General features: G+C 65.6%; 19 protein-coding genes. 12 read left to right on the top strand and 7 right to left on the bottom strand.

Features of this window, described 5'->3' with window-relative positions:
• The first annotated feature begins 52 nt into the window (after positions 1-52).
• The gene (locus ABIC76_RS11035) at positions 53-748 is read left to right on the top strand and encodes a glutathione peroxidase (RefSeq protein ID WP_354533988.1); all 696 of its coding nucleotides are present in this window, start codon (positions 53-55) and stop codon (positions 746-748) included.
• On the opposite strand, the gene ABIC76_RS11030 is transcribed toward ABIC76_RS11035, so the two are convergent.
• The 5 genes from ABIC76_RS11030 to ABIC76_RS11010 all read right to left on the bottom strand — a co-directional run bounded on the left by ABIC76_RS11030 (position 749) and on the right by ABIC76_RS11010 (position 6,041).
• On the bottom strand, positions 749-1,933 hold the full coding sequence (locus tag ABIC76_RS11030; RefSeq protein ID WP_179817601.1) for a patatin-like phospholipase family protein: 1,185 nt from the start codon (positions 1,931-1,933) through the stop codon (positions 749-751). It abuts the gene before it with no gap.
• A gap of 3 nt (positions 1,934-1,936) precedes the next feature.
• Complete coding sequence (locus ABIC76_RS11025) at positions 1,937-2,833, bottom strand: PhaM family polyhydroxyalkanoate granule multifunctional regulatory protein (RefSeq protein WP_354533987.1); 897 nt, start codon at positions 2,831-2,833, stop codon at positions 1,937-1,939.
• 56 nt (positions 2,834-2,889) lie between these two features.
• Complete coding sequence (locus tag ABIC76_RS11020) at positions 2,890-3,708, bottom strand: enoyl-CoA hydratase/isomerase family protein (protein ID WP_354533986.1); 819 nt, start codon at positions 3,706-3,708, stop codon at positions 2,890-2,892.
• Between the two features lie 80 nt (positions 3,709-3,788).
• Positions 3,789-4,952, bottom strand: coding sequence for an ABC transporter substrate-binding protein (locus tag ABIC76_RS11015; protein WP_354533985.1), 1,164 nt, complete (start codon positions 4,950-4,952; stop codon positions 3,789-3,791).
• A gap of 84 nt (positions 4,953-5,036) precedes the next feature.
• A complete protein-coding gene (locus tag ABIC76_RS11010; protein WP_354533984.1) occupies positions 5,037-6,041 on the bottom strand; it encodes an LLM class flavin-dependent oxidoreductase in 1,005 nt (334 codons plus the stop codon).
• A 105-nt stretch (positions 6,042-6,146) separates the two neighbouring features.
• Here ABIC76_RS11010 and ABIC76_RS11005 point away from each other — a divergent pair, with 105 nt between their 5' ends.
• A complete protein-coding gene (locus ABIC76_RS11005; protein WP_354533983.1) occupies positions 6,147-7,055 on the top strand; it encodes an IclR family transcriptional regulator in 909 nt (302 codons plus the stop codon).
• A 9-nt stretch (positions 7,056-7,064) separates the two neighbouring features.
• Here the strand turns inward: ABIC76_RS11005 and ABIC76_RS11000 are convergent, their stop codons facing one another.
• Positions 7,065-8,057: a fumarylacetoacetate hydrolase family protein gene (locus tag ABIC76_RS11000; protein WP_102064381.1), complete on the bottom strand. Its 993-nt coding sequence runs from the start codon at positions 8,055-8,057 to the stop codon at positions 7,065-7,067.
• 82 nt (positions 8,058-8,139) lie between these two features.
• Between ABIC76_RS11000 and ABIC76_RS10995 the strand changes: the two genes are divergently transcribed.
• The 4 genes from ABIC76_RS10995 to ABIC76_RS10980 all read left to right on the top strand — a co-directional run bounded on the left by ABIC76_RS10995 (position 8,140) and on the right by ABIC76_RS10980 (position 11,535).
• The gene (locus tag ABIC76_RS10995; RefSeq protein WP_354533982.1) at positions 8,140-9,012 is read left to right on the top strand and encodes an IclR family transcriptional regulator; all 873 of its coding nucleotides are present in this window, start codon (positions 8,140-8,142) and stop codon (positions 9,010-9,012) included.
• The gene (locus ABIC76_RS10990; protein WP_354533981.1) at positions 8,978-10,117 is read left to right on the top strand and encodes a DUF3108 domain-containing protein; all 1,140 of its coding nucleotides are present in this window, start codon (positions 8,978-8,980) and stop codon (positions 10,115-10,117) included. Before ABIC76_RS10995 ends, ABIC76_RS10990 begins: the two co-directional genes overlap by 35 nt.
• Position 10,118: 1 nt before the next feature.
• On the top strand, positions 10,119-10,958 hold the full coding sequence (gene pcaD / locus ABIC76_RS10985) for a 3-oxoadipate enol-lactonase (protein WP_354533980.1): 840 nt from the start codon (positions 10,119-10,121) through the stop codon (positions 10,956-10,958).
• A 319-nt stretch (positions 10,959-11,277) separates the two neighbouring features.
• Positions 11,278-11,535 carry a BTH_I0359 family protein gene (locus ABIC76_RS10980; RefSeq protein WP_012760982.1) on the top strand — a complete coding sequence of 86 codons (258 nt, stop codon included), beginning with the start codon at positions 11,278-11,280 and terminating at the stop codon, positions 11,533-11,535.
• A gap of 112 nt (positions 11,536-11,647) precedes the next feature.
• On the opposite strand, the gene ABIC76_RS10975 is transcribed toward ABIC76_RS10980, so the two are convergent.
• The gene (locus ABIC76_RS10975; RefSeq protein WP_027678413.1) at positions 11,648-12,040 is read right to left on the bottom strand and encodes a rhodanese-like domain-containing protein; all 393 of its coding nucleotides are present in this window, start codon (positions 12,038-12,040) and stop codon (positions 11,648-11,650) included.
• Between the two features lie 152 nt (positions 12,041-12,192).
• Between ABIC76_RS10975 and ABIC76_RS10970 the strand changes: the two genes are divergently transcribed.
• The 6 genes from ABIC76_RS10970 (at position 12,193) to ABIC76_RS10945 (ending at position 18,468) form a co-directional block, all read left to right on the top strand.
• On the top strand, positions 12,193-13,233 hold the full coding sequence (locus ABIC76_RS10970; RefSeq protein WP_354533978.1) for a homocysteine S-methyltransferase family protein: 1,041 nt from the start codon (positions 12,193-12,195) through the stop codon (positions 13,231-13,233).
• A 1-nt stretch (position 13,234) separates the two neighbouring features.
• Positions 13,235-13,588, top strand: coding sequence for a bleomycin resistance protein (locus ABIC76_RS10965; RefSeq protein WP_102064375.1), 354 nt, complete (start codon positions 13,235-13,237; stop codon positions 13,586-13,588).
• A 16-nt stretch (positions 13,589-13,604) separates the two neighbouring features.
• Positions 13,605-16,322 (top strand): methionine synthase, encoded by a 2,718-nt coding sequence (metH, locus tag ABIC76_RS10960; protein ID WP_354533977.1) that lies wholly within the window; start codon positions 13,605-13,607, stop codon positions 16,320-16,322.
• A 240-nt stretch (positions 16,323-16,562) separates the two neighbouring features.
• The gene (locus tag ABIC76_RS10955) at positions 16,563-16,988 is read left to right on the top strand and encodes a hypothetical protein (protein ID WP_354533976.1); all 426 of its coding nucleotides are present in this window, start codon (positions 16,563-16,565) and stop codon (positions 16,986-16,988) included.
• A gap of 304 nt (positions 16,989-17,292) precedes the next feature.
• Positions 17,293-17,925, top strand: coding sequence for a response regulator (locus tag ABIC76_RS10950; RefSeq protein ID WP_009277190.1), 633 nt, complete (start codon positions 17,293-17,295; stop codon positions 17,923-17,925).
• A gap of 102 nt (positions 17,926-18,027) precedes the next feature.
• Positions 18,028-18,468 carry a response regulator gene (locus tag ABIC76_RS10945; RefSeq protein WP_102064372.1) on the top strand — a complete coding sequence of 147 codons (441 nt, stop codon included), beginning with the start codon at positions 18,028-18,030 and terminating at the stop codon, positions 18,466-18,468.
• Positions 18,469-18,505: the final 37 nt, after the last annotated feature.

The following is an 18,505-nucleotide window of genomic DNA, read 5'->3' as shown; positions in this document are numbered from 1 at the left end:
CTGAAGACAAACTCCGGTTCGCCGGCTGAGCGTCCGCTTTTGGAGAGTCCCCATGTTGTTTCATGCCACCGTTTCCGCGCGCCGCCCGCGCTTGCAATTGCACGCGTCGGGTGCGCTGCGCCGGCACCATGTGCTGATGATCGTCATTGCGATTGCCATTGCCGTCATTGCATTGCTGCTGCCTCGCACTGGACATGCCGCCACGACTGGCGTTGCACCGACCGCGCAGGCGCCGGTGGCCTCGGGCGCATGCCCTGCCAGCCTGAATTTTCGCGTCAAGCGCCTGCAGGACGACGCGCCACAAGACCTGTGCCAGTACGCCGGCCGCGTCGTGCTGGTCGTCAACACCGCGAGCTATTGCGGCTACACGCATCAGTACGAAGGGCTCGAAGCGCTGTACGCAAAGTACCGTGACAAGGGGCTGACGGTGCTGGGTTTTCCGTCCAACGACTTCCAGCAGGAACCCGGCAACAGCAAGCAGATCGCCGACTTTTGCTACAACACGTACGGCGTGAAATTTCCGATGTTCTCGAAGACGGCCGTGGTGGGCGCGAGCGCGTCGCCGCTGTATGCGTGGCTGGCGACGCAGACGGGCCAGCCGCCCAAGTGGAACTTCCACAAATACCTGCTGGACCGCACCGGCCGCGTGGCGGCGGTGTTCCCGAGCAGCGTCGAGCCGAGCGACCCGGCGCTCATCAAGCGCATCGACGCGCTACTCGCTGAACCGTCGACACGCTCGTCGCGCTGATCAGGCTGCGCGCATCGTGTCCGGAATCGCGCCGTACAGGAACGCCGCCAACTCGTCGCGGCGCGCCTGCACATCGCGCTCGCCCAGGTCGATCAGTTCCTGCGTGAATTCCGGTTCAAAGAGCAGATAGCTGGCGAATGCTGCGCCCCGCGCTTCGGTGCCGCCCAGCGGCTTGAGCAGCGCCCGCACGGTGCCGGGCAGACGTTGCACGTGGCGGGAGGCAATCAGCTCGATGCGCTCGGAAGGCGCCATGACCAGCACTTCGATCTTGCGCCAGCCGTCGCGCGCATCGGCAATTTCGGGGTTGCGCGCCACCATGGCGTTGACGTGCTGCAGCCGCTCGATGTCAGCCGAAAGCCCGTCGAGAAAGATGCTCGCCAGCGCCTGCCCCGCGATCTGCGCCAGCGACGGATAGCCGGACGCCGGTACCGTGTCGTACCAGCCGGGCTGCGTGCGAGACGCCGCGCCCACCACCAGAATGCGATTCGCCCCCAGATGAATGGCGGGGCTCAACGGCGACATCTGCCGCATCGTGCCGTCGCCGAACCATTCGTCGTTCCCTTCGAGCGGCACCGGCTCGGCGGGAAAGACGAACGGGATGCTCGACGACGCGAGCATGTGCGACACGCCGATTTGATCCGACACCGCAATCCGCTGCGACCGCCGCCACGGCAGCACCACATGCGGCGATTGATAGAACGTGACGTGGCGACCCGTGGTGTATGACAGCGCGGTGATGGCCAGCGCGCGCAGTGCTCCGGCGTCGAAGGCGGCCTGCACCTGCTGACCGTCGTGCTGCGACTCCAGCAGCTCGCGCAGCGGCGTGTTGTCGAACAAGGCGCGCGGCGTGTGGCCGGTCATCCAGCCGAACGCCAGTGCGGTCAGCCAGCGCGCGCCGCTGGAGCCCACGCGGCCGACATCCGTGCGATAGACACGATCGGCATGCAGGCTGCCCCAGAGCTGGGTGAGCGCCTCGGTGGCGAGCGTGAAATCCTGCGCGCCGCGCGCGAGGCCGAGACTGTTGATGGCGCCCGCCGACGTCCCGCAAATGACGTCGAACGGCGTGCGCGCCACACCCGGCGCATACTCGCGTGCCAATCCCGCGATGCCGCGCAGCACACCGACCTGATAGGCGGCACGCGCGCCGCCGCCCATCATCAAAAGTGCAGTGCAGTCTGTCGACATCGATCAGGGCGTGTCGTTGGTGGGCTTGCGCGGTGCAGAGTTCGCGGGCGCTTTCTTGGCAGCAGCCTTCTTGGCGGCGGGCTTGGCCGTCTTGCCTGCAGGCGTCTTGGCGGCCGGTTTCTGCGCCGGTTTGGCGGCTGTGCGTTTGGGTTTGGCCGGCGCCGGCGTGCCTTCGATATCTTCCGGCGCAGCATCCAGGCCTTCGGCGCCCGGGGCGCCGCCAAACCCGGGGAAGCCGCCCGGGAAGCCGGGCATCAGGTTCTGCGGCATCGGCATGGCGGCCGCTGCGGAACTGGCGATCTGGTTGAACTGCTGTTGAAGCATGTTCCACCACGGTGACGGGTCCAGCGCGGCTGCGGCGGCGCGGGCGGCTGCTTGCGCCTGCGCAGCAGCCTGGGCCTGCGCCTTGGCATTCTCGGCGCGGGCTTCAGCCTGATCGTCGTCCGTGTCTTCTTCCGCCTCGTCCTCGTCTTCGGGCGGCGGTTCGTCGTCAGCCGGCTTGGCTGTGGCGGCAGTGTGGGGCCACGCAGGTTTGGATGCCTCATCGGAAGACGATGAAGATGAAGATGAAGGCGCGTCCGGCGTCAGCCCGTCGAAGGCAGATTTCATGGCCTCCGGCGACAGTGCGGAGCCGAATGTCTGCAACGCCACCAGCGTGGCGCGCTGCACCTCCAGGCCCTGGATTGCCGTGCGCAGCAGGCTGGCGTTCAGTTGCAGCCAGCTCTCCACGGCGCGCAGGTCGTGGATGCGCTTGTCGATTTCCTCAAGATCCATCGGCGGCGCGGCAAAGCTCGCCATGTTGGGCATGCCGCCACCGGCCATGCCGGCAAAGCCGCCGCCCCACAGCTTGCGCAGGAAATCGAAACCGCCTTCGGCGAAATTGGGCATCTGGGTGAACATGGTGTCTCCTACAAATCGGTCGGGGGTCGGGCGCGTTTGCGAGTCTTCATCTTCGATCAGGCGCCGTCGAACGTGGGCGGACGCTTGTGGCGCAGGCTCGCAATGCCCTCGCGCACGTCGGGGCCTGCGAAACCCATGAATTCAAGCGCCAGCGACGTATCAAAACTTGGGCCCGCCATGCGCAACCAGTTGTTCAGCGCGTACTTGGTCCAGCGGATGGCCGTCTGCGAACCGGCCGCCAGGCGCTCCGCGACTTCGAATGCGCGGTTGACGAGTTCCGATTCGGGCACGGCGAGCGAAACCAGCCCGATGCGCTCGGCCTCCTCGCCCGTCATGGACTCGCACAGCAGCAGGTAATACTTGGCCTTGGCCATGCCGCACAACAGCGGCCAGACAATCGCAGCATGGTCGCCCGCCGCCACGCCCAGGCGCGTGTGGCCATCGACGATGCGGGCGTCCTTCGCGGCGATCGAAATATCGGCCAGCAATCCGGCGACGAGCCCTGCCCCCACGGCCGGGCCGTGCATGGCGCTGACAATCGGCTTGTCGCAGTTGATGACGTTGTAGACGAGGTCGCGCGCCTCGTGCCAGACGCGCGTGCGCACGTCGAAGTCGTCAGCCATCTGCTCGACGAGGTGCAGATCGCCGCCGGCCGAAAAGCCTTTGCCCTCACCGCGGATGAGTGCAACGCGCACCGACGGCTCGGCGGACACATCGCGCCAGATTTCCGCCAGTTCGCGGTGCAGACCGGCATCGGCAGTGGAGAGCTTGCGGTTGGCCGACTGCGCCGCGCCCATCACGATTTCGAGGACGGGGCCGTGCTGGACGAGCGTCAGCGCCTGGTAGCGGGCAAAGCGGGGAGCGAGCGAAGTCATGGCGTCTGAGGTAATGGATCAAGCATAGCGGATGGGATCGCGCGTGCAACGCGGGATGTGCGCCATCGTCACCGTCACTGTCACTTCGGGGTATCGGCCAGGTGCCATTGGCCGCGCCGGATCTGCGCCATTACGCGGGCACGTTGGTCCAGGCCGACGTGGTCTTGCGGGCTCATGTTGACCACGCCGGTGCTGGTCGGCAGATCGCGCACCTGTTCCAGTGCGTCGCGCAGCGCCTCACGAAAGGCCGGCGTACCCGGCTTGGCACGCTTGAGCGCCACCGGCACCGCACGCTGCAACAGCAAGCCGATGTCGCCCGTGTAGGCGGCGAAGATCGAGACGCTGCCCTTGCCAAAGGCCGCCTCGTAGCGACGGGCAAAATCCAGCGCTTGCTTCCTGGCCGGATTGGCGTCAGGCAACTCGGCGGCGACCATCACGGGGCCGGTCGGCACGTAGGCGCCTTCGCAGTCCTTGCCGCACAGCTTGACGAAATCGTTATTGGATACGCCGTGGTTGAAGTAAATCTTGCCGGTGTAACCGCGCTCGGCCAGCGCGCGGGCCGGCAGTGCAGCGGGCGTGCCGGAGCCGCCAATCACCACCGCATCAGGCTTGTTGGCCAGCAGATGTAGGACTTGCGCGGTCACGCTGTTGTCGGTGGGCGAAAAACGCTCGGTATCGGTGATGCGGATGTGCTTGAGATCGGCAAAGCGCTGGACCTCCGCGAGAAAGGCCTCGCCCAGCGCGTTGGCAAAACCGATGTAGGCGATGGTCTTCACGCCGTGCGCTGCCGCGTGCTCGGCAATCAGCGAGGCCATGTGCGAGTCGGAATGCGGCGTCTTGAAGATCCAGCGCCGCTTGGCATCCATCGGCTCGATCAACCGGGCGGATGAGGCCAGTGAGATCACCGGCGTCTTGCCTTCGGCGGCCGCGTCGATCATCGCCAGCGTATTCGGCGTCGTGGACGAGCCGACGATCAGGTCCACGTTCGACTCGCTCATCAGCTTGCGCGTGTTGGTAACCGCGCGCGTGGTGTCCGACGCATCGTCGAGCACGATCACGTCGACACGCTCGCCGCCGATCTCGCGCGGCCACAGCGTGGTGGCGTTCTTCTCGGGCTGCCCCAGCGACGCCTGCGGCCCGGTGGCCGACACCGTGACCCCGATGCGGATGTCCGCCAGCGCGGCGGAAGACAACAAAGCCAAACCAGCCAGTACGCCTGCGTGCCGCCACTTCGGTCGCTGCATTGGGGGTCTCCTCCCGTGGTTTGGCAAAGAGCGTAGCGGTTTTGCGGCGGTTTGGCGATGCGGAGTCGCCCAGGCTGGACAGGTTCAGGCAGCGAGCGCAGTGATGCCGGCGCGCGGCAGCGCATCCTCTACCAACGCGCGCATCGATTCGAGCACCGCCGATTGCGGCATCAACCCGAAGTTGTGCAGCGCCATCACGTGATCGACGCCCATGTCGGACAGCTGCGCGAGCTTCTCGGCCACCGCGTCGGGCGTGCCGAACAACGACAGGCCGCTGGCGAGCACATCGTCGTACGTCTGGCGACGCGCGTAGAGCCGCGTGGCGACGTACAGGTCGAATGCGTCGGCTGCCGTTGCACGCACGGCAGCTTCGGTCGGGCCCACATGCGTGTGCAGCGCGACGGCCGCCATGCCGCGCGTGTCGGCAATGCCTGCTTCGGCGAGGCCACGGCGGTATTCGTCCATCAACGTGCGGATGTCTTCAAAACTTTCAACCGAGGCATACGGGACGAACAGCATGCGCCGGCCCTGCCGGCCAATGTGATATGCCGCCTCGCGCCGCAGGATCGCCACGTGGATCGGCACGCGGGCCTGCACCGGCAGAACGTTGAGGCGCACGTCGCGCAGCGTGTGGAACTGGCCCGCGTGATGCACGCGCTCGCCGGAAAGCAGGCGCTCGACAAGCATCAGCGCTTCGTCAAAGCGCTCGCGCTTGATGGCGGGGTCGACGTCGTAGCCTTCGAACTCGTGCTTGAGGTAGCCGGAGCCCACGCCCAGCGACAGCCGCCCGCCCGAAAGCGCATCGACCATCGCGTAGTTCTCGGCCACCGTGGCCGGATGGTGGAAAGTCAGGATCGAGATGGCCGTGCCCAGCCGCAGCCGCTGTGTCTGCGCGGCCAGATGCGACAGAAAGACTGCGGGGTTGGGAACGGCGCCGTACTCGTGAAAGTGATGCTCGGCCACCCAGAAGGTGTCGTAGCCGAGTGCCTCGGCGTGGCGCGCCTGGGCGGTGACGTCTGCGTAGAGTTGCGGCAGACTGCGGGGCCGGTCGGGGTAATGGTCCTGCACGGAAAAGATCGACAGCTTCATGGCGTCTCCCGGGTTTTCGAGGTCTTTTCCAGCGCGCAGGCCGCCGCGCCGGTTGTATCTTTTTACGTAACGCGTATCTTATAAAGCGACACCCGAGACTTCAAGATGCCGATCGACGACCCGCTGCCGCCCGATACATCGCCCGACGAACTGCCCGCAGAAGACACCACGCCTGAACGCACCAGCGCCGGCATCCAGTCCGCCGAGATCGCGTTGAGCGTGCTTTCGGCGATGGCGCATGCCGGTGGCGCTCACGCCGTCTCCGAACTCGGCCGGCAGTTGGGCATGCCCCGCGCGAAGGTGCACCGCTACCTGGTGTCGCTGGAACGCATGGGTTTTGTCGAGCAGGACCCCGCTTCCGCCCGCTACCGGCTGGGCGCGCAGGCGTTGCAGGTGGGGCTGTCGGCGCTGTCCGACGTGGATTTCGTGCGCGAGGGCAGCAACCTGCTCCCCAAGCTGGCCGAGCGGCTGAACGAAAGCGTGTTTCTGTCGATCTGGACCGCGCGCGGCCCCGTCATCGTGCGCTGGGAAGACAGCGGCCGGCCGGTGGCGGTCAATGTGCGGGTGGGCTCGGTCATGCCGCTGCTGAACTCGGCCACGGGGCAGGCGTGCGCGGCGTGGGTGCCCGAAATCCAGATCGTCTCGCTCATCGACCGTGAATTGCGCGGGCCGGGCGCCGGCAAGGCCGGCCTGACCGATTGGCTGAACTGCCGCGCGCGCTGGCAGGCGGTGCGGCAGGAAGGCGTGGCGCGCATCGGCGGGACGTTGGTGCACGGCATCGATTCGGTGGCCGTGCCGGTGCTCGATTCACAGGGCAAGCTGGCGGGGGCGATCACGGCGCTGGGCTTGTCCAGCGTGTTCGATTCGAGCCTGGAGGGGCCTGCGTCGCGGCTGCTGCGCGAGGCCGGGCGAACGCTATCGCTGCGCCTCGGGTATCACGGGCAGGCGCTGACGGCCGGTGCCGCTGCGCCAAAGCGGGGGCGCCGTTCGAGGACGGCACCCGAATCCGCATAAGGCAAAGTCTTACGCCTGCGTGCCCGGCGCAACCACTTCCTGGTCGATCGCCCCGAAAATCGACACGCCGTTGGCGTCGAACATCTCGATCTTCACGGTGTCGCCGTAGCGCATGTATTCGGTGACGGGCGCGCCGGATTCGATGGTTTCCAGCATGCGTTTCTCGGCGATGCACGCGTACCCCTTGCTGCGGTCCACGTTCGAAATCGTGCCGGAGCCGACGATGCTGCCCGCGCGCACGTTGCGCGTCTTGCAGATATGCGCGATCAGCTGGCCGAAGTCGAACACCATGTCGGTGCCGCACTCGGGCTGGCCAACCTTCTTGTTGTTCCAGCGCACCGTCATCGGCAGATGCACCTTGCGTTCGCGCCAGGCCTCGCCCAATTCATCGGGCGTGACGGCCACGGGTGAAAACGCCGTTGCCGGCTTGCTCTGGAAGAAGCCGAAACCCTTGCTCAACTCCGCCGGGATCAGATTGCGCAGCGACACATCGTTGGCCAGCATGATCAGGCGGATGCCCTCGGCGGCGGCGGCCGGCTCGGTGCCCATCGGCACGTCGCCAGTGATGACAGCGACCTCGGCTTCGAAATCGATGCCGAACGCTTCGCTGCGGCAGACGATGGGGTCGTGCGCGCCGGCCAGGTCATCCGAGCCGCCCTGGTACATCAGCGGGTCGGTCCAGAACTCGGGGGGCATCTCGGCGCCGCGCGCCTTGCGCACCAGTTCAACGTGGTTCACATAGGCCGAGCCATCGGCCCATTGGTACGCACGCGGCAGCGGCGCCATGCAATTGGCGGCGTCGAACGCAAACGGGTGGCGTGCGCGGCCCGCATTGAGCTGGTCGTACAGATCCTGCAGCTGCGGCGCGTGGAAGGCCCAGTCGTCCAGCGCGCGCTGCAGCGTGCCGGCGATGTGCGTGGCGAAGTGAGCGGTCTTCAGGTCGCGCGAGACCACGGCCAGCTGGCCGTCGCGCGAGCCATCCTTGAGGGTGGCGAGTTTCATGTGCGTTGTATGGGAAAAGGCTGCGCGGATGGTACACCGAGCATCGGCTAAACTGGCCCGAACCGATCCATCGCCCCTGACCATGCCACCGCTGCCCGCCGACACCGATCTCGACCTGGAGCCCGATGCCGATGGCGAATTGGATGCGCCCGCGCGCTCGGGCATCCAGTCCATCGAAGTCGGCTTCCGGCTGCTGGAAGTGCTCACGCACACCAACGGCCCGATGATGCTGCGCGACCTGGCGCGGGCTGCGCCCATGAACCCCGCCAAGGCGCACCGTTATCTGGTGAGCTTTGCGCGGCTTGGGCTCGTCACGCAAACGCCCGAAGGCCGTTACGATCTCGGCCCCTTCGCGCTGGAAATGGGCTTGGTGAGCCTGAACCGGCAAGATCCGATGCGCCGCGCCCGGCCCGCCGCCGCCGCGCTGCGCGACGAAATCGATCACACCATCGGCCTGGCCGTCTGGGGCAACCAGGGCCCGGCCATCGTCCACTGGGAAGAAGCGAGCCACCCTGTGACGGTCAGCCTGCGCCTGGGGGATGTGATGCCGATGCTGAACTCCGCCACCGGCCGCGTGTTCGGCGCGTACTTGCCGCGCGCGCAGACGCGCTCGTTCGTCCAGCGCGAACTTGATCGCATTGCAGCCAAGGGCACGTCCGCCGACGCCGAGAACCCGGAGCTGCCGCAAACGCTCGAAGCCTACGACGCCATCTGCGCCGACGTGCGCTTGCACGGCGCCTCGCGCATCCACGGCGGCGTACTCCCGGGCATCAACGCGATGTCGCTGCCGGTATTCGACGCCAACGGCCAACTGTGTCTCGTGCTGATCGCGCTGGGCGCACAAAGCACCTTTGACACCACGTGGAGCAGCCCGCTGGAGCGGCGCTTGCGGCTGGCCGCACAACAGCTTTCCGCCGACCTTGGACACGTTGCCCCCAACGCCCCGCAATCCTGACGAACTGAGTACCGACGGCGTGCCATCGCGCAGGCGCCGCTTCCATCGGCTCGGCCGTCTGGGGGTCGTGCTGTTGGCCGTGCTTGTGCTGCATGTCATTGCCGTCGTGTGGATCGCGCGCAGCCGTCAGGTGACGTGGCCGCCCGCGCCGGAGCAGATCATCCCCGCGCTGCTGCTGCACCCGGAGCCGGTGCAGCCGCCAGCGCCTCCCCCGCCCTCGACGACGCCCCGGCAGCGGCCGGCACCGCATCCGCGCCCGCAGGCCGCGCCGACGCCGGCGCCGACACCTGCGCCCGCACCCGATCTCGCCAGCATGGACCCTTCCGAGTTCACCAGCGCCGGCGCACAAGCCTCGGGCGATACCGGCGTCGTCCGGGATCTGAGCGGCGATGGCCCCGCCGGGCCGCCTGCGGCTGGCGGTGACGGCTTCTCGCTCCCACCGTCGGCCACGCTGCGATACGCCACGTACGTCAACGGCGTCCGTAACGAGGACGGTGTGATCCGCTGGGCCACCGACGGCAAAACTTACACGCTGGCCGTGGAAATTCCGTTGCCGCTGTTCTTCGGCACGCTCGCCTTTCGCAGCGCGGGCACCGTCGGCGCATATGGCCTGACCCCGACGCGCTACGAGGAAGTGCGCGGTCGTAGACAGCCCGACGTCACCACGTTTCATTACGCCACTGAGCACGGGCCGGCGTCCGGCACGCAGAGCGCATCGACGGTCACTTTCTCGCGCACGCCAGCCGTGTTGCCGTTGCCAGAGGGCACGCAAGACCGCTTCAGCGTCTTCCTGCAATTGACCGGCTTGGCGCGCGGCGGCCCCGAGCGCGTCGCCAGCCCCGGCCTCACGCTGGAATTCCCGATCGCCGATACCGACAGCGTGGAAGTCGCCCGCGTCCAGCACGTCGGCGAGGAAAGCGTCGACACGCCGAACGGCACGATTCGTGCGCAGCACTTCATACGGCTGCCGCGCCGCGCCGACGACAAGCGCCGCGTGGAGATCTGGCTGTCCCCCGATCACGGCTGGCTGCCGGTACGCCTGCGCCAGACCGAGCCCAACGGCATGCAGTTCGATCTGGTCTACCAGTCCCAGGAAGGAGGCTGACATGGACGCCAACGCCCTCTCCAATTCCGGCACGGTGCGCGCCAACGACATCGACATCCACTACCGCACCGACGGCGCAGACGGCCCATGGGTCGTGCTCGCGCACGCGCTGGGCGTCGATCACCGACTATGGGACAGCGTCGCTCAACGCCTGGCCGGCCGCTATCGCGTGCTCCGCTACGACGCACGCGGCCACGGCCAGACCAGCGCCCCGCACGGCCCCTACACGCTGTTCCAGATGGCGGACGATGTGGCCGGTCTGCTCGATGCGCTGTCGATTGAACAGGCGCATTTCGTTGGGCTGTCGATGGGCGGCATGGTCGGGCAGGTTCTCGGCGTGCGGCACCCGCAGAGGCTGCTCTCGCTCACGCTATGCGACACCGTGTGCTACACGCCTGTGTCCGCGCATCCGATGTGGGACGAACGCATCGGCCAGGTCGAAGCGCACGGCATGAGCGGCATTGTTGAACCCACCATGCAGCGCTGGCTGACCACGCCGTTTCGTGAAGCCCATCCCGATGTGGTTGAACGCATCCGGGCGTTGCTGCGCGCTACGCCGCCTCACGGCTATGTCGGCGCGTGCCTGGCCATCAAGGCGCTCGACACACGCAGCGCGCTGGCGCGCATCGCCTGCCCGACGCTTGTCATGACCGGCGAGCAGGACACCGGCGCGCCGGTAGAAGCAGCGCGCGAGATCGCCTCGCACATTCCCGACGCACGTTTGAAAGTGATTCCGCATGCAGCGCACCTGGCCCCTATCGAACAGGAGGAGGCCTTTCTCGCCGATCTGGATGAGTTCCTCGGGCACGCGGGATGCGGAAGCCAATGTGACACGCCATGAGGCCTGCTTGCCTTGCCGATAGTTGCAAGCGCCCCGCACACCGCCCGTCGTCCACTGGCCGAATGGCGGAAGGCCGCTTGCTCCTTTCGGTGCAGACCCGGAAAGGTCTTGTTACGCGATCACAACGCACGTCACACATTTCGCCTCGCGTTTGCGAACTTTGTGACCGATCATGAAGCCCAAGGAACAGATGGGGCAGAACGATCATGAGGCGGGAGTTGATCGGCCCTTGAAGTCATGATGGTGGGCCCCATCTACCCGGTGCAGCAGTAGAGCAGTCCCCACAACAGCAAGACAATTGACGCCTCGGAGGTGCACCATGCAAATGATCTACAACAGCGACAACTACTGTGTTGTTGAGTTCGGTGTAGACGGCCAACACGCCATGCTGGCAGCAGGCGGCTACGAGATCGTGGACAAGAACCTCAAACGCGAGATCTTCCTCGGTGGCGAGTTGGCCGAGCATTTCCGCGAGGACGTGAAAAAGCTCATCGCCAGCGAACCGACTGTTGAAGAAGTCGACGATTTCCTCGGCAAATTCGACACAGTCATGACGCAGCCCGTCACGATGCACTGAGGCACCCGCGGGCGAGACTGCCCGCCGGAACCACCCATGAAAAACGCCCGGAGCATGGCGCTGCCGGGCGTTTTTTCATGGGTCGATCGACTATCGGGCCGATAGTTTCTTTCTAGCACTGCTCCCAGGGCAGGCCGGCATGACGCCAGCCATTGAGCGTGTTGCGATGGCGCGTGCCGTCCAGATCGCCCTCGAAGCCGTGGCGCACGACGTAGACATCACGGAACCCGGCTTCTTCGAGGGCGTGCGCGGCAGCCGCGGAGCGATTGCCGCTCCGGCAGATCAGCACGACCGGGCGCTCGATGCCGTGGCCGGCCAATTTGCGCACGGTCGGCACGAACTCCGGATTTACCTCCCAGTGCGGGCCGTCGTTCCACGAGACGTGGTGCGCGCCGGCTGGATGCCCCACGAAAAGGTGTTCCATTTCACTGCGGCAGTCGATAAAGAGGGCGGCGGGCGTACGCTGCAGAAACGCGTGGGCGTCTGTGGGGTCGAGCAGTTGCATGGCGGGCGTCAGAGCGGAGCAATTGGCGTGATGTCGATTATAGAAGCGCGATTGCCCACAACGGCGGCAAGTCATTGATGCGACTGGTAAAATTCGTTTTTGGCCGCAAGTTCTGAATATTCGACCGGCCGCTGCACCCCGGAGTCCCTCCCATGACCGCGCCCCTGCCCTATACCCGTGCCGCCAACCTGCCCGCGCTGCTGCGCGAGCGCATCCTGATCCTGGACGGCGCGATGGGCACCATGATCCAGCGCTACAAGCTGAATGAGGCGCAATACCGCGGCGAGCGATTTGCCGACCATCCGATCGACGTGAAGGGCAACAACGAGCTGCTGCTGCTCACCCGCCCCGACGTCATCCGCGAAATCCACGAACAGTACCTGGCAGCCGGCGCGGACCTGATCGAAACCAACACCTTCGGTGCGACGACCATCGCGCAGGAGGACTACAAGATGGCGGAGCTGGCTTACGAGATGAACGTCGTGGCCGCCCGCCTGGCACGCGAAGCCTGCGACAAATACAGCACGCCCGACAAGCCGCGCTTCGTGGCCGGCGCGTTCGGCCCCACGCCCAAGACGGCCAGCATCTCGCCCGACGTGAACGACCCGGGCGCCCGCAACGTCAGCTTCGACCAACTGCGCGACGCGTATTACGAGCAGGGCAAGGCGCTGCTCGAAGGCGGCGCGGACGTGTTCCTCGTCGAGACCATCTTCGACACGCTCAACGCCAAGGCGGCGCTGTTCGCCATCGACCAGCTGTTTGAGGACACCGGCGAGCGCGTGCCCGTGATGATCTCCGGCACCGTGACCGACGCCTCGGGCCGCATTCTCTCGGGCCAGACCGTCGAGGCGTTCTGGAACAGCCTGCGCCACGCCAAGCCGATCACCTTCGGTTTGAACTGCGCGCTGGGTGCTGCGCTGATGCGTCCGTACATCGCCGAGCTGGCGAAGATCTGCGATACGGCGGTCTCGTGCTACCCCAACGCCGGCCTGCCCAACCCAATGAGCGACACGGGCTTCGATGAAACGCCTGACGTCACTTCCAGCCTGGTCGACGAGTTTGCCTCGGCCGGCCTGGTGAATCTGGTGGGCGGTTGCTGCGGCACCACGCCTGAGCACATCAAGGCGATTGCCGATCGCGTGGCCAACCGCAAGCCGCGCGCCTGGCCCGGCCAGTATCTCGAAGCCGCCTGACATGACGGCGCGCATCGACAGCACGATCCCGGTGCTGGCCTCGCTGGACCTGCAGGAATCGGCCCGCTTCTACACGGAGCGGCTCGGGTTCACGCAGGCACTCGTCGCAGACGACTACCTGATCGTGCAGCGCGATGGCACTGAAATCCATTTCTGGCTCTGCGACGACCGGCGCATTGCCGAGCACACCTCGTGCTACCTGCGTGTGCCCAGCACGCAGGCGCTGTTTGAAGAATTCACCGCGCGCGGCCTCGCGCTCGCGCCGCCGACGGTGCGTCCGTGGGGCATGAAAGAGCTCTACGTGATCGACCCGCACGGCAACCTGTTGAAGCTGGGCGAATACGCCCCCGCCTGACCGAACCCGCACCATCATGACCGACCACCCCATGCGCCTTTCCGGCCTCGAGCCGTTCAACATCGGCGAGAGCACGCTGTTCGTCAACGTCGGCGAGCGCACCAACGTCACCGGGTCCAAGGCGTTTGCGCGCATGATCCTGAACAGCCAGTTCGACGAGGCGCTGGCCGTGGCGCGCCAGCAGGTCGAAAACGGCGCACAGGTCATCGACATCAACATGGACGAGGCGATGCTCGATTCCAAGGCGGCGATGGTGCGCTTCCTGAATCTGATCGCCTCGGAGCCCGATATCGCGCGCGTGCCGATCATGATCGACTCGTCCAAATGGGACGTCATCGAGGCAGGCCTGAAGTGCGTGCAGGGCAAGGCGATCGTCAACTCGATCTCGCTCAAGGAGGGCGAAGAACAGTTCGCGCACCACGCCAAGCTCATCAAGCGCTACGGCGCGGCCGCCGTGGTGATGGCGTTTGACGAGCATGGCCAGGCCGACACGTTCGCCCGCAAGACCGAGATCTGCAAGCGCAGCTACGACTTCCTGGTCAACAAGGTCGGCTTTGCGCCGGAAGACATCATCTTCGATCCGAACATCTTTGCGGTGGCCACCGGGATCGAAGAACACAACAACTATGCGGTGGACTTCATCGAAGCCACGCGCTGGATCAAGCAGAACCTGCCGTACGCGAAGGTGAGCGGTGGCGTGTCGAACGTGTCGTTCTCGTTCCGCGGCAATGACGTGGTGCGCGAGGCGATCCACACCGTGTTCCTGTACTACGCGATTCAGGCCGGCATGGACATGGGCATCGTCAACGCCGGGCAGCTCGGCGTGTACGAGAACCTCGACCCCGAGCTGCGCGAGCGCGTGGAAGACGTGGTGCTCAACCGCCGCCCCGACGCCACCGACCGCCTGCTGGAAATTGCAGACCGCTACAAGGGTGGCGGTACCAAGCGCGAAGAAAACCTCGCCTGGCGCCAGGAGCCGGTGGAAAAGCGCCTGGCCCACGCGCTCGTGCACGGCATCACCGACTACGTGGTCGAAGACACGGAAGAAGTCCGCCAGAAGATCTTTGCCGCCGGCGGCCGTCCGATCCAGGTCATCGAAGGCCCGCTGATGGACGGCATGAACATCGTGGGCGACCTCTTCGGCGCCGGGAAGATGTTCCTGCCGCAGGTGGTGAAATCCGCCCGCGTGATGAAGCAGGCGGTGGCGCACCTGATTCCGTTCATCGAGGAAGAAAAGCGCCAGATTGCAGCCGCAGGCGGCGACGTGCGCTCGCGCGGCAAGATCGTCATCGCCACGGTCAAGGGCGACGTGCACGACATCGGCAAGAACATCGTCACCGTCGTGCTCCAGTGCAACAACTTCGAGGTCGTGAACATGGGCGTGATGGTCCCGTGCAACGACATCCTGGCCAAGGCGAAGGTGGAAGGCGCGGACATCATCGGCCTGTCGGGCCTGATTACGCCGTCGCTCGAAGAGATGGCCTACGTCGCGTCGGAAATGCAGCGCGACGAATACTTCCGCGTGAAGAAGATTCCGCTGCTGATCGGTGGCGCGACGACGAGCCGTGTGCATACCGCCGTGAAGATCGCCCCGAATTACGAAGGGCCGGTGGTTTATGTGCCGGACGCGTCGCGCTCGGTGAGCGTGGCGTCGAGCCTGCTGTCGGACGAAGGCGCCGCGCGCTACGTCGAAGAACTGCATGCGGATTACGACCGCATCCGCACGCAGCACGCCAACAAGAAGGCCACGCCGATGGTGTCGCTGGCCGCCGCGCGCGCCAACAAGACGCAGATCGACTGGAGCAACTACACGCCGCCCAAGCCGAAGTTCATCGGCCGCCGCGTGTTCCGCAACTACGACCTGAACGAACTCGCGCAGTACATCGACTGGGGCCCGTTCTTCCAGACGTGGGACCTCGCCGGCAAATTCCCCGACATCCTCAACGACGAGATCGTCGGCGAATCGGCCCGCAAGGTGTTCTCGGACGGCAAGAGCATGCTCGCGCGCCTGATCGCCGGGCGCTGGCTCACGGCCAACGGCGTGATCGCGCTGCTGCCGGCCAATACCGTCAACGACGACGACATCGAGATCTACACCGACGAATCGCGCTCGGAAGTCGCGCTGACCTGGCGCAACATCCGCCAGCAAAGCGAGCGCCCGATCATTGACGGCGTGATGCGCCCGAACCGCTGCCTGGCCGATTTCATCGCACCCAAGAGCACCGGCATTGCCGACTACATCGGCCTGTTTGCCGTGACCGGCGGCATCGGGGTGGAAAAGCGCGAGAAGCAGTTCGAAGCCGACAACGACGACTACAGCGCGATCATGCTCAAGGCGCTGGCCGACCGCTTTGCCGAAGCCTTTGCCGAATGCCTGCACGCCCGCGTGCGGCGCGACTTGTGGGGCTATGCCCCGGAAGAAACGCTCGACAACGACGCGCTCATCCGCGAAGAGTACAAAGGCATTCGCCCCGCGCCCGGCTACCCGGCCTGCCCCGAGCACACCGTCAAGCGCGACATGTTCCGCGTGCTCGACGCGCAGGAGATCGGCATGAACCTGACCGAGGCGCTGGCGATGACGCCGGCCGCGTCCGTCTCGGGCTTCTACCTGTCGCATCCGGACAGCACGTACTTCACGCTCGGCAAGATCGGCCAGGATCAGGTGGACGACATGATCGCCCGCAGCGGCGAAGACCGCGCCTTCGTGGAGCGCGCCCTCGCCCCGAATCTCTGATTCTGTGACAAGACGTTTAAGACATGGTTTGATCCGCACTGTGTCTTACGTCCGCAAACCCTTGCTGGCGTTGGCTTTTCCGGGGTTTCAAGAGGGGCGATCCTTACATTACAAAGGCTTACACCCCCTAACAGTCGTAACCGGAAGGGCTCCATAGACTGAACCCATTCACTCAACACACACAGAGTGATGCCGCGACGAATCCCTCGCGTGGCCGTTCAGAATGAAAGGAGTCTCTCCATGAACAAGCTGCTGATCTCCCTGTCCGCCATCGCCATCGCTGCTGCTTCGGCTTACGCCAACGCGCAAACCCCGTCGGCCGGCGCATCGCTGCAAACCAACGGCACCGCAGCCGTGGCACCGGCGCAAGGCAACGCCGGCGTGGGCCTGAAGGCCGATGCGAAGTCGGACGGCGGCGCCAAGCTGGACCCCGAGTCCGCCAAGAGCCAACTGAACACCAAGGCTGAGCACGGCGCCAAGGCCGCACACGAACACAAGGCCAAGACGGAAGCCGGCGTCGACAAGACCGCCGACAAGGTCGGCAAGTCGGTCAGCAAGACCGAAAAATCGGCAGAGAAGTCGGGCAAGGCCGCAAAGGCTGATACCGCCGCCGGCCTGAGCGCCGACGCGGGCGCCAACGCCGGTGCCACGACGCAGACGAAGTAAGGAATACGGCATCGCGCCGGCCAGCCGGCGTGGCGTGGCCATCACCGGGGCGGAATTCATCCGCCCCGTTTTCTTTGGGCCCACTGTGTCAGGCACGTAGATTGCTGAACGGGAGGCATCGACATGTTGCGATTCATGCACATTCCCGAGGTCTCTTATGGAAACGCAGACAACACCCTCTCAAACCGCCAGCAAGAGGGGCCCCGTTTTGGCGCAACAGTCCGATACAATTGCTGTCGTATCGAACCAACAAGCGCAGCGCACGGAGTCGGGTAACCCGCCCAGCGCGCTCATAAGGAGCAGCATGATTCGCGTCCTGATTGCGGACGACCACGAGATCGTCCGCGCCGGCCTTCGACAGTTTCTGTCCGAAGAGCGGGACATCGAAGTCGCGGGGGAAGCGGCCAGTGGGGAAGAGGTGATGGAGCAGCTGCGCACCGGCGCCTTTGACGTCGTGGTGCTCGACATTTCCATGCCCGATCGCAACGGCATCGACACCCTCAAGCTGGCTCGCCAGCGCCATCCGGATCTGCCGGTGCTGATCCTGTCGACCTTCCCGGAAGACCAGTACGCCATCAACCTGATCCGTGCAGGCGCCTCGGGCTATCTGACCAAGGAAAGCGCGCCGGACGAGCTGGTCAAGGCCATCCGCACCGTGTCGCAAGGCCGTCGCTATGTCAGCCCGACCGTGGCCGAGCTGCTGATCGGCGGCTTGGAAAAGCCGACCGACCAGCCGCTGCACCAGACGCTGTCCAAGCGCGAATTCCAGATCTTCTGCAAGCTGGCCCGCGGCCAGTCGGTATCGATCATCGCGGAAGAGCTGTTCCTGAGCGTCAAGACGGTCAGCACGTACCGCACGCGGATTCTGGAAAAGATGGGCATGAAATCCAATGCCGATCTGACGTATTACGCCATCAAGAACGGGTTGGTCGAGTAAGCCCCCGTGGGGCGCCCAAAACCCCCGGCGCGCCGCAAACCCAACGGGTATGTAGGACAACGCCTGATACCACCTCGGCAACCCGCTGGCTAACATCAACCCATGCTGGATCAAGCCGTCACCCTCTCCGCCCGTGGCCTGCGTGTCCTCCTGATCGAGGACTCCCCCGTGCTTCGCGGCATGGTGCTGGAATACCTCAAGGCCTCCGCCTTCGTGGCGACGGTCGAATGGGCAGACACCGAAGAGTTGGCGTTGCGCCTCCTCGAACAAGGCAACTACGACGTCGTGATCGTCGACCTGCAATTGCGGCAGGGCAACGGCTTCAAGGTCCTCCAAACGTTGCGCGATCAAGCATCGCCCAGCGTGCGTATCGTCTACACCAACCACGCGCAAGTGCCGACCTACCGGCAGCGCTGCTTCGAAGCCGGCGCCAACTATTTCTTCGACAAGTCGCTCGAGCTGGACAAGGTATTCGAGGTCATCGAAGAGCGCGCCGGCGTCGGCCGCCCGCGCCCGCAGCCCGCACAGCATTTCCATCCCTGAGATTCTTCGCGCGCGCAGCATCTGCCGTCGCGCCGCG

The sequence above is a fragment of the Ralstonia sp. 1138 genome, assembly GCF_040544795.1.
GTDB lineage: Bacteria > Pseudomonadota > Gammaproteobacteria > Burkholderiales > Burkholderiaceae > Ralstonia > Ralstonia flatus.
The sequence above is the reverse complement of the archived record's forward strand: the minus strand, read 5'-3'. Positions and strand labels throughout refer to the sequence as shown.

Bases quoted from the DNA above. Each gene is read 5' to 3' on its own strand.
- ABIC76_RS11035 (WP_354533988.1), top strand. From the start codon at position 53: ATGTTGTTTCATGCCACCGTTTCCGCGCGCCGCCCGCGCTTGCAATTG.
- ABIC76_RS11030 (WP_179817601.1), bottom strand. From the start codon at position 1,933: ATGTCGACAGACTGCACTGCACTTTTGATGATGGGCGGCGGCGCGCGT.
- ABIC76_RS11025 (WP_354533987.1), bottom strand. From the start codon at position 2,833: ATGTTCACCCAGATGCCCAATTTCGCCGAAGGCGGTTTCGATTTCCTG.
- ABIC76_RS11020 (WP_354533986.1), bottom strand. From the start codon at position 3,708: ATGACTTCGCTCGCTCCCCGCTTTGCCCGCTACCAGGCGCTGACGCTC.
- ABIC76_RS11015 (WP_354533985.1), bottom strand. From the start codon at position 4,952: ATGCAGCGACCGAAGTGGCGGCACGCAGGCGTACTGGCTGGTTTGGCT.
- ABIC76_RS11010 (WP_354533984.1), bottom strand. From the start codon at position 6,041: ATGAAGCTGTCGATCTTTTCCGTGCAGGACCATTACCCCGACCGGCCC.
- ABIC76_RS11005 (WP_354533983.1), top strand. From the start codon at position 6,147: ATGCCGATCGACGACCCGCTGCCGCCCGATACATCGCCCGACGAACTG.
- ABIC76_RS11000 (WP_102064381.1), bottom strand. From the start codon at position 8,057: ATGAAACTCGCCACCCTCAAGGATGGCTCGCGCGACGGCCAGCTGGCC.
- ABIC76_RS10995 (WP_354533982.1), top strand. From the start codon at position 8,140: ATGCCACCGCTGCCCGCCGACACCGATCTCGACCTGGAGCCCGATGCC.
- pcaD (WP_354533980.1), top strand. From the start codon at position 10,119: ATGGACGCCAACGCCCTCTCCAATTCCGGCACGGTGCGCGCCAACGAC.
- ABIC76_RS10980 (WP_012760982.1), top strand. From the start codon at position 11,278: ATGCAAATGATCTACAACAGCGACAACTACTGTGTTGTTGAGTTCGGT.
- ABIC76_RS10975 (WP_027678413.1), bottom strand. From the start codon at position 12,040: ATGCAACTGCTCGACCCCACAGACGCCCACGCGTTTCTGCAGCGTACG.
- ABIC76_RS10970 (WP_354533978.1), top strand. From the start codon at position 12,193: ATGACCGCGCCCCTGCCCTATACCCGTGCCGCCAACCTGCCCGCGCTG.
- ABIC76_RS10965 (WP_102064375.1), top strand. From the start codon at position 13,235: ATGACGGCGCGCATCGACAGCACGATCCCGGTGCTGGCCTCGCTGGAC.
- metH (WP_354533977.1), top strand. From the start codon at position 13,605: ATGACCGACCACCCCATGCGCCTTTCCGGCCTCGAGCCGTTCAACATC.
- ABIC76_RS10955 (WP_354533976.1), top strand. From the start codon at position 16,563: ATGAACAAGCTGCTGATCTCCCTGTCCGCCATCGCCATCGCTGCTGCT.
- ABIC76_RS10950 (WP_009277190.1), top strand. From the start codon at position 17,293: ATGATTCGCGTCCTGATTGCGGACGACCACGAGATCGTCCGCGCCGGC.
- ABIC76_RS10945 (WP_102064372.1), top strand. From the start codon at position 18,028: ATGCTGGATCAAGCCGTCACCCTCTCCGCCCGTGGCCTGCGTGTCCTC.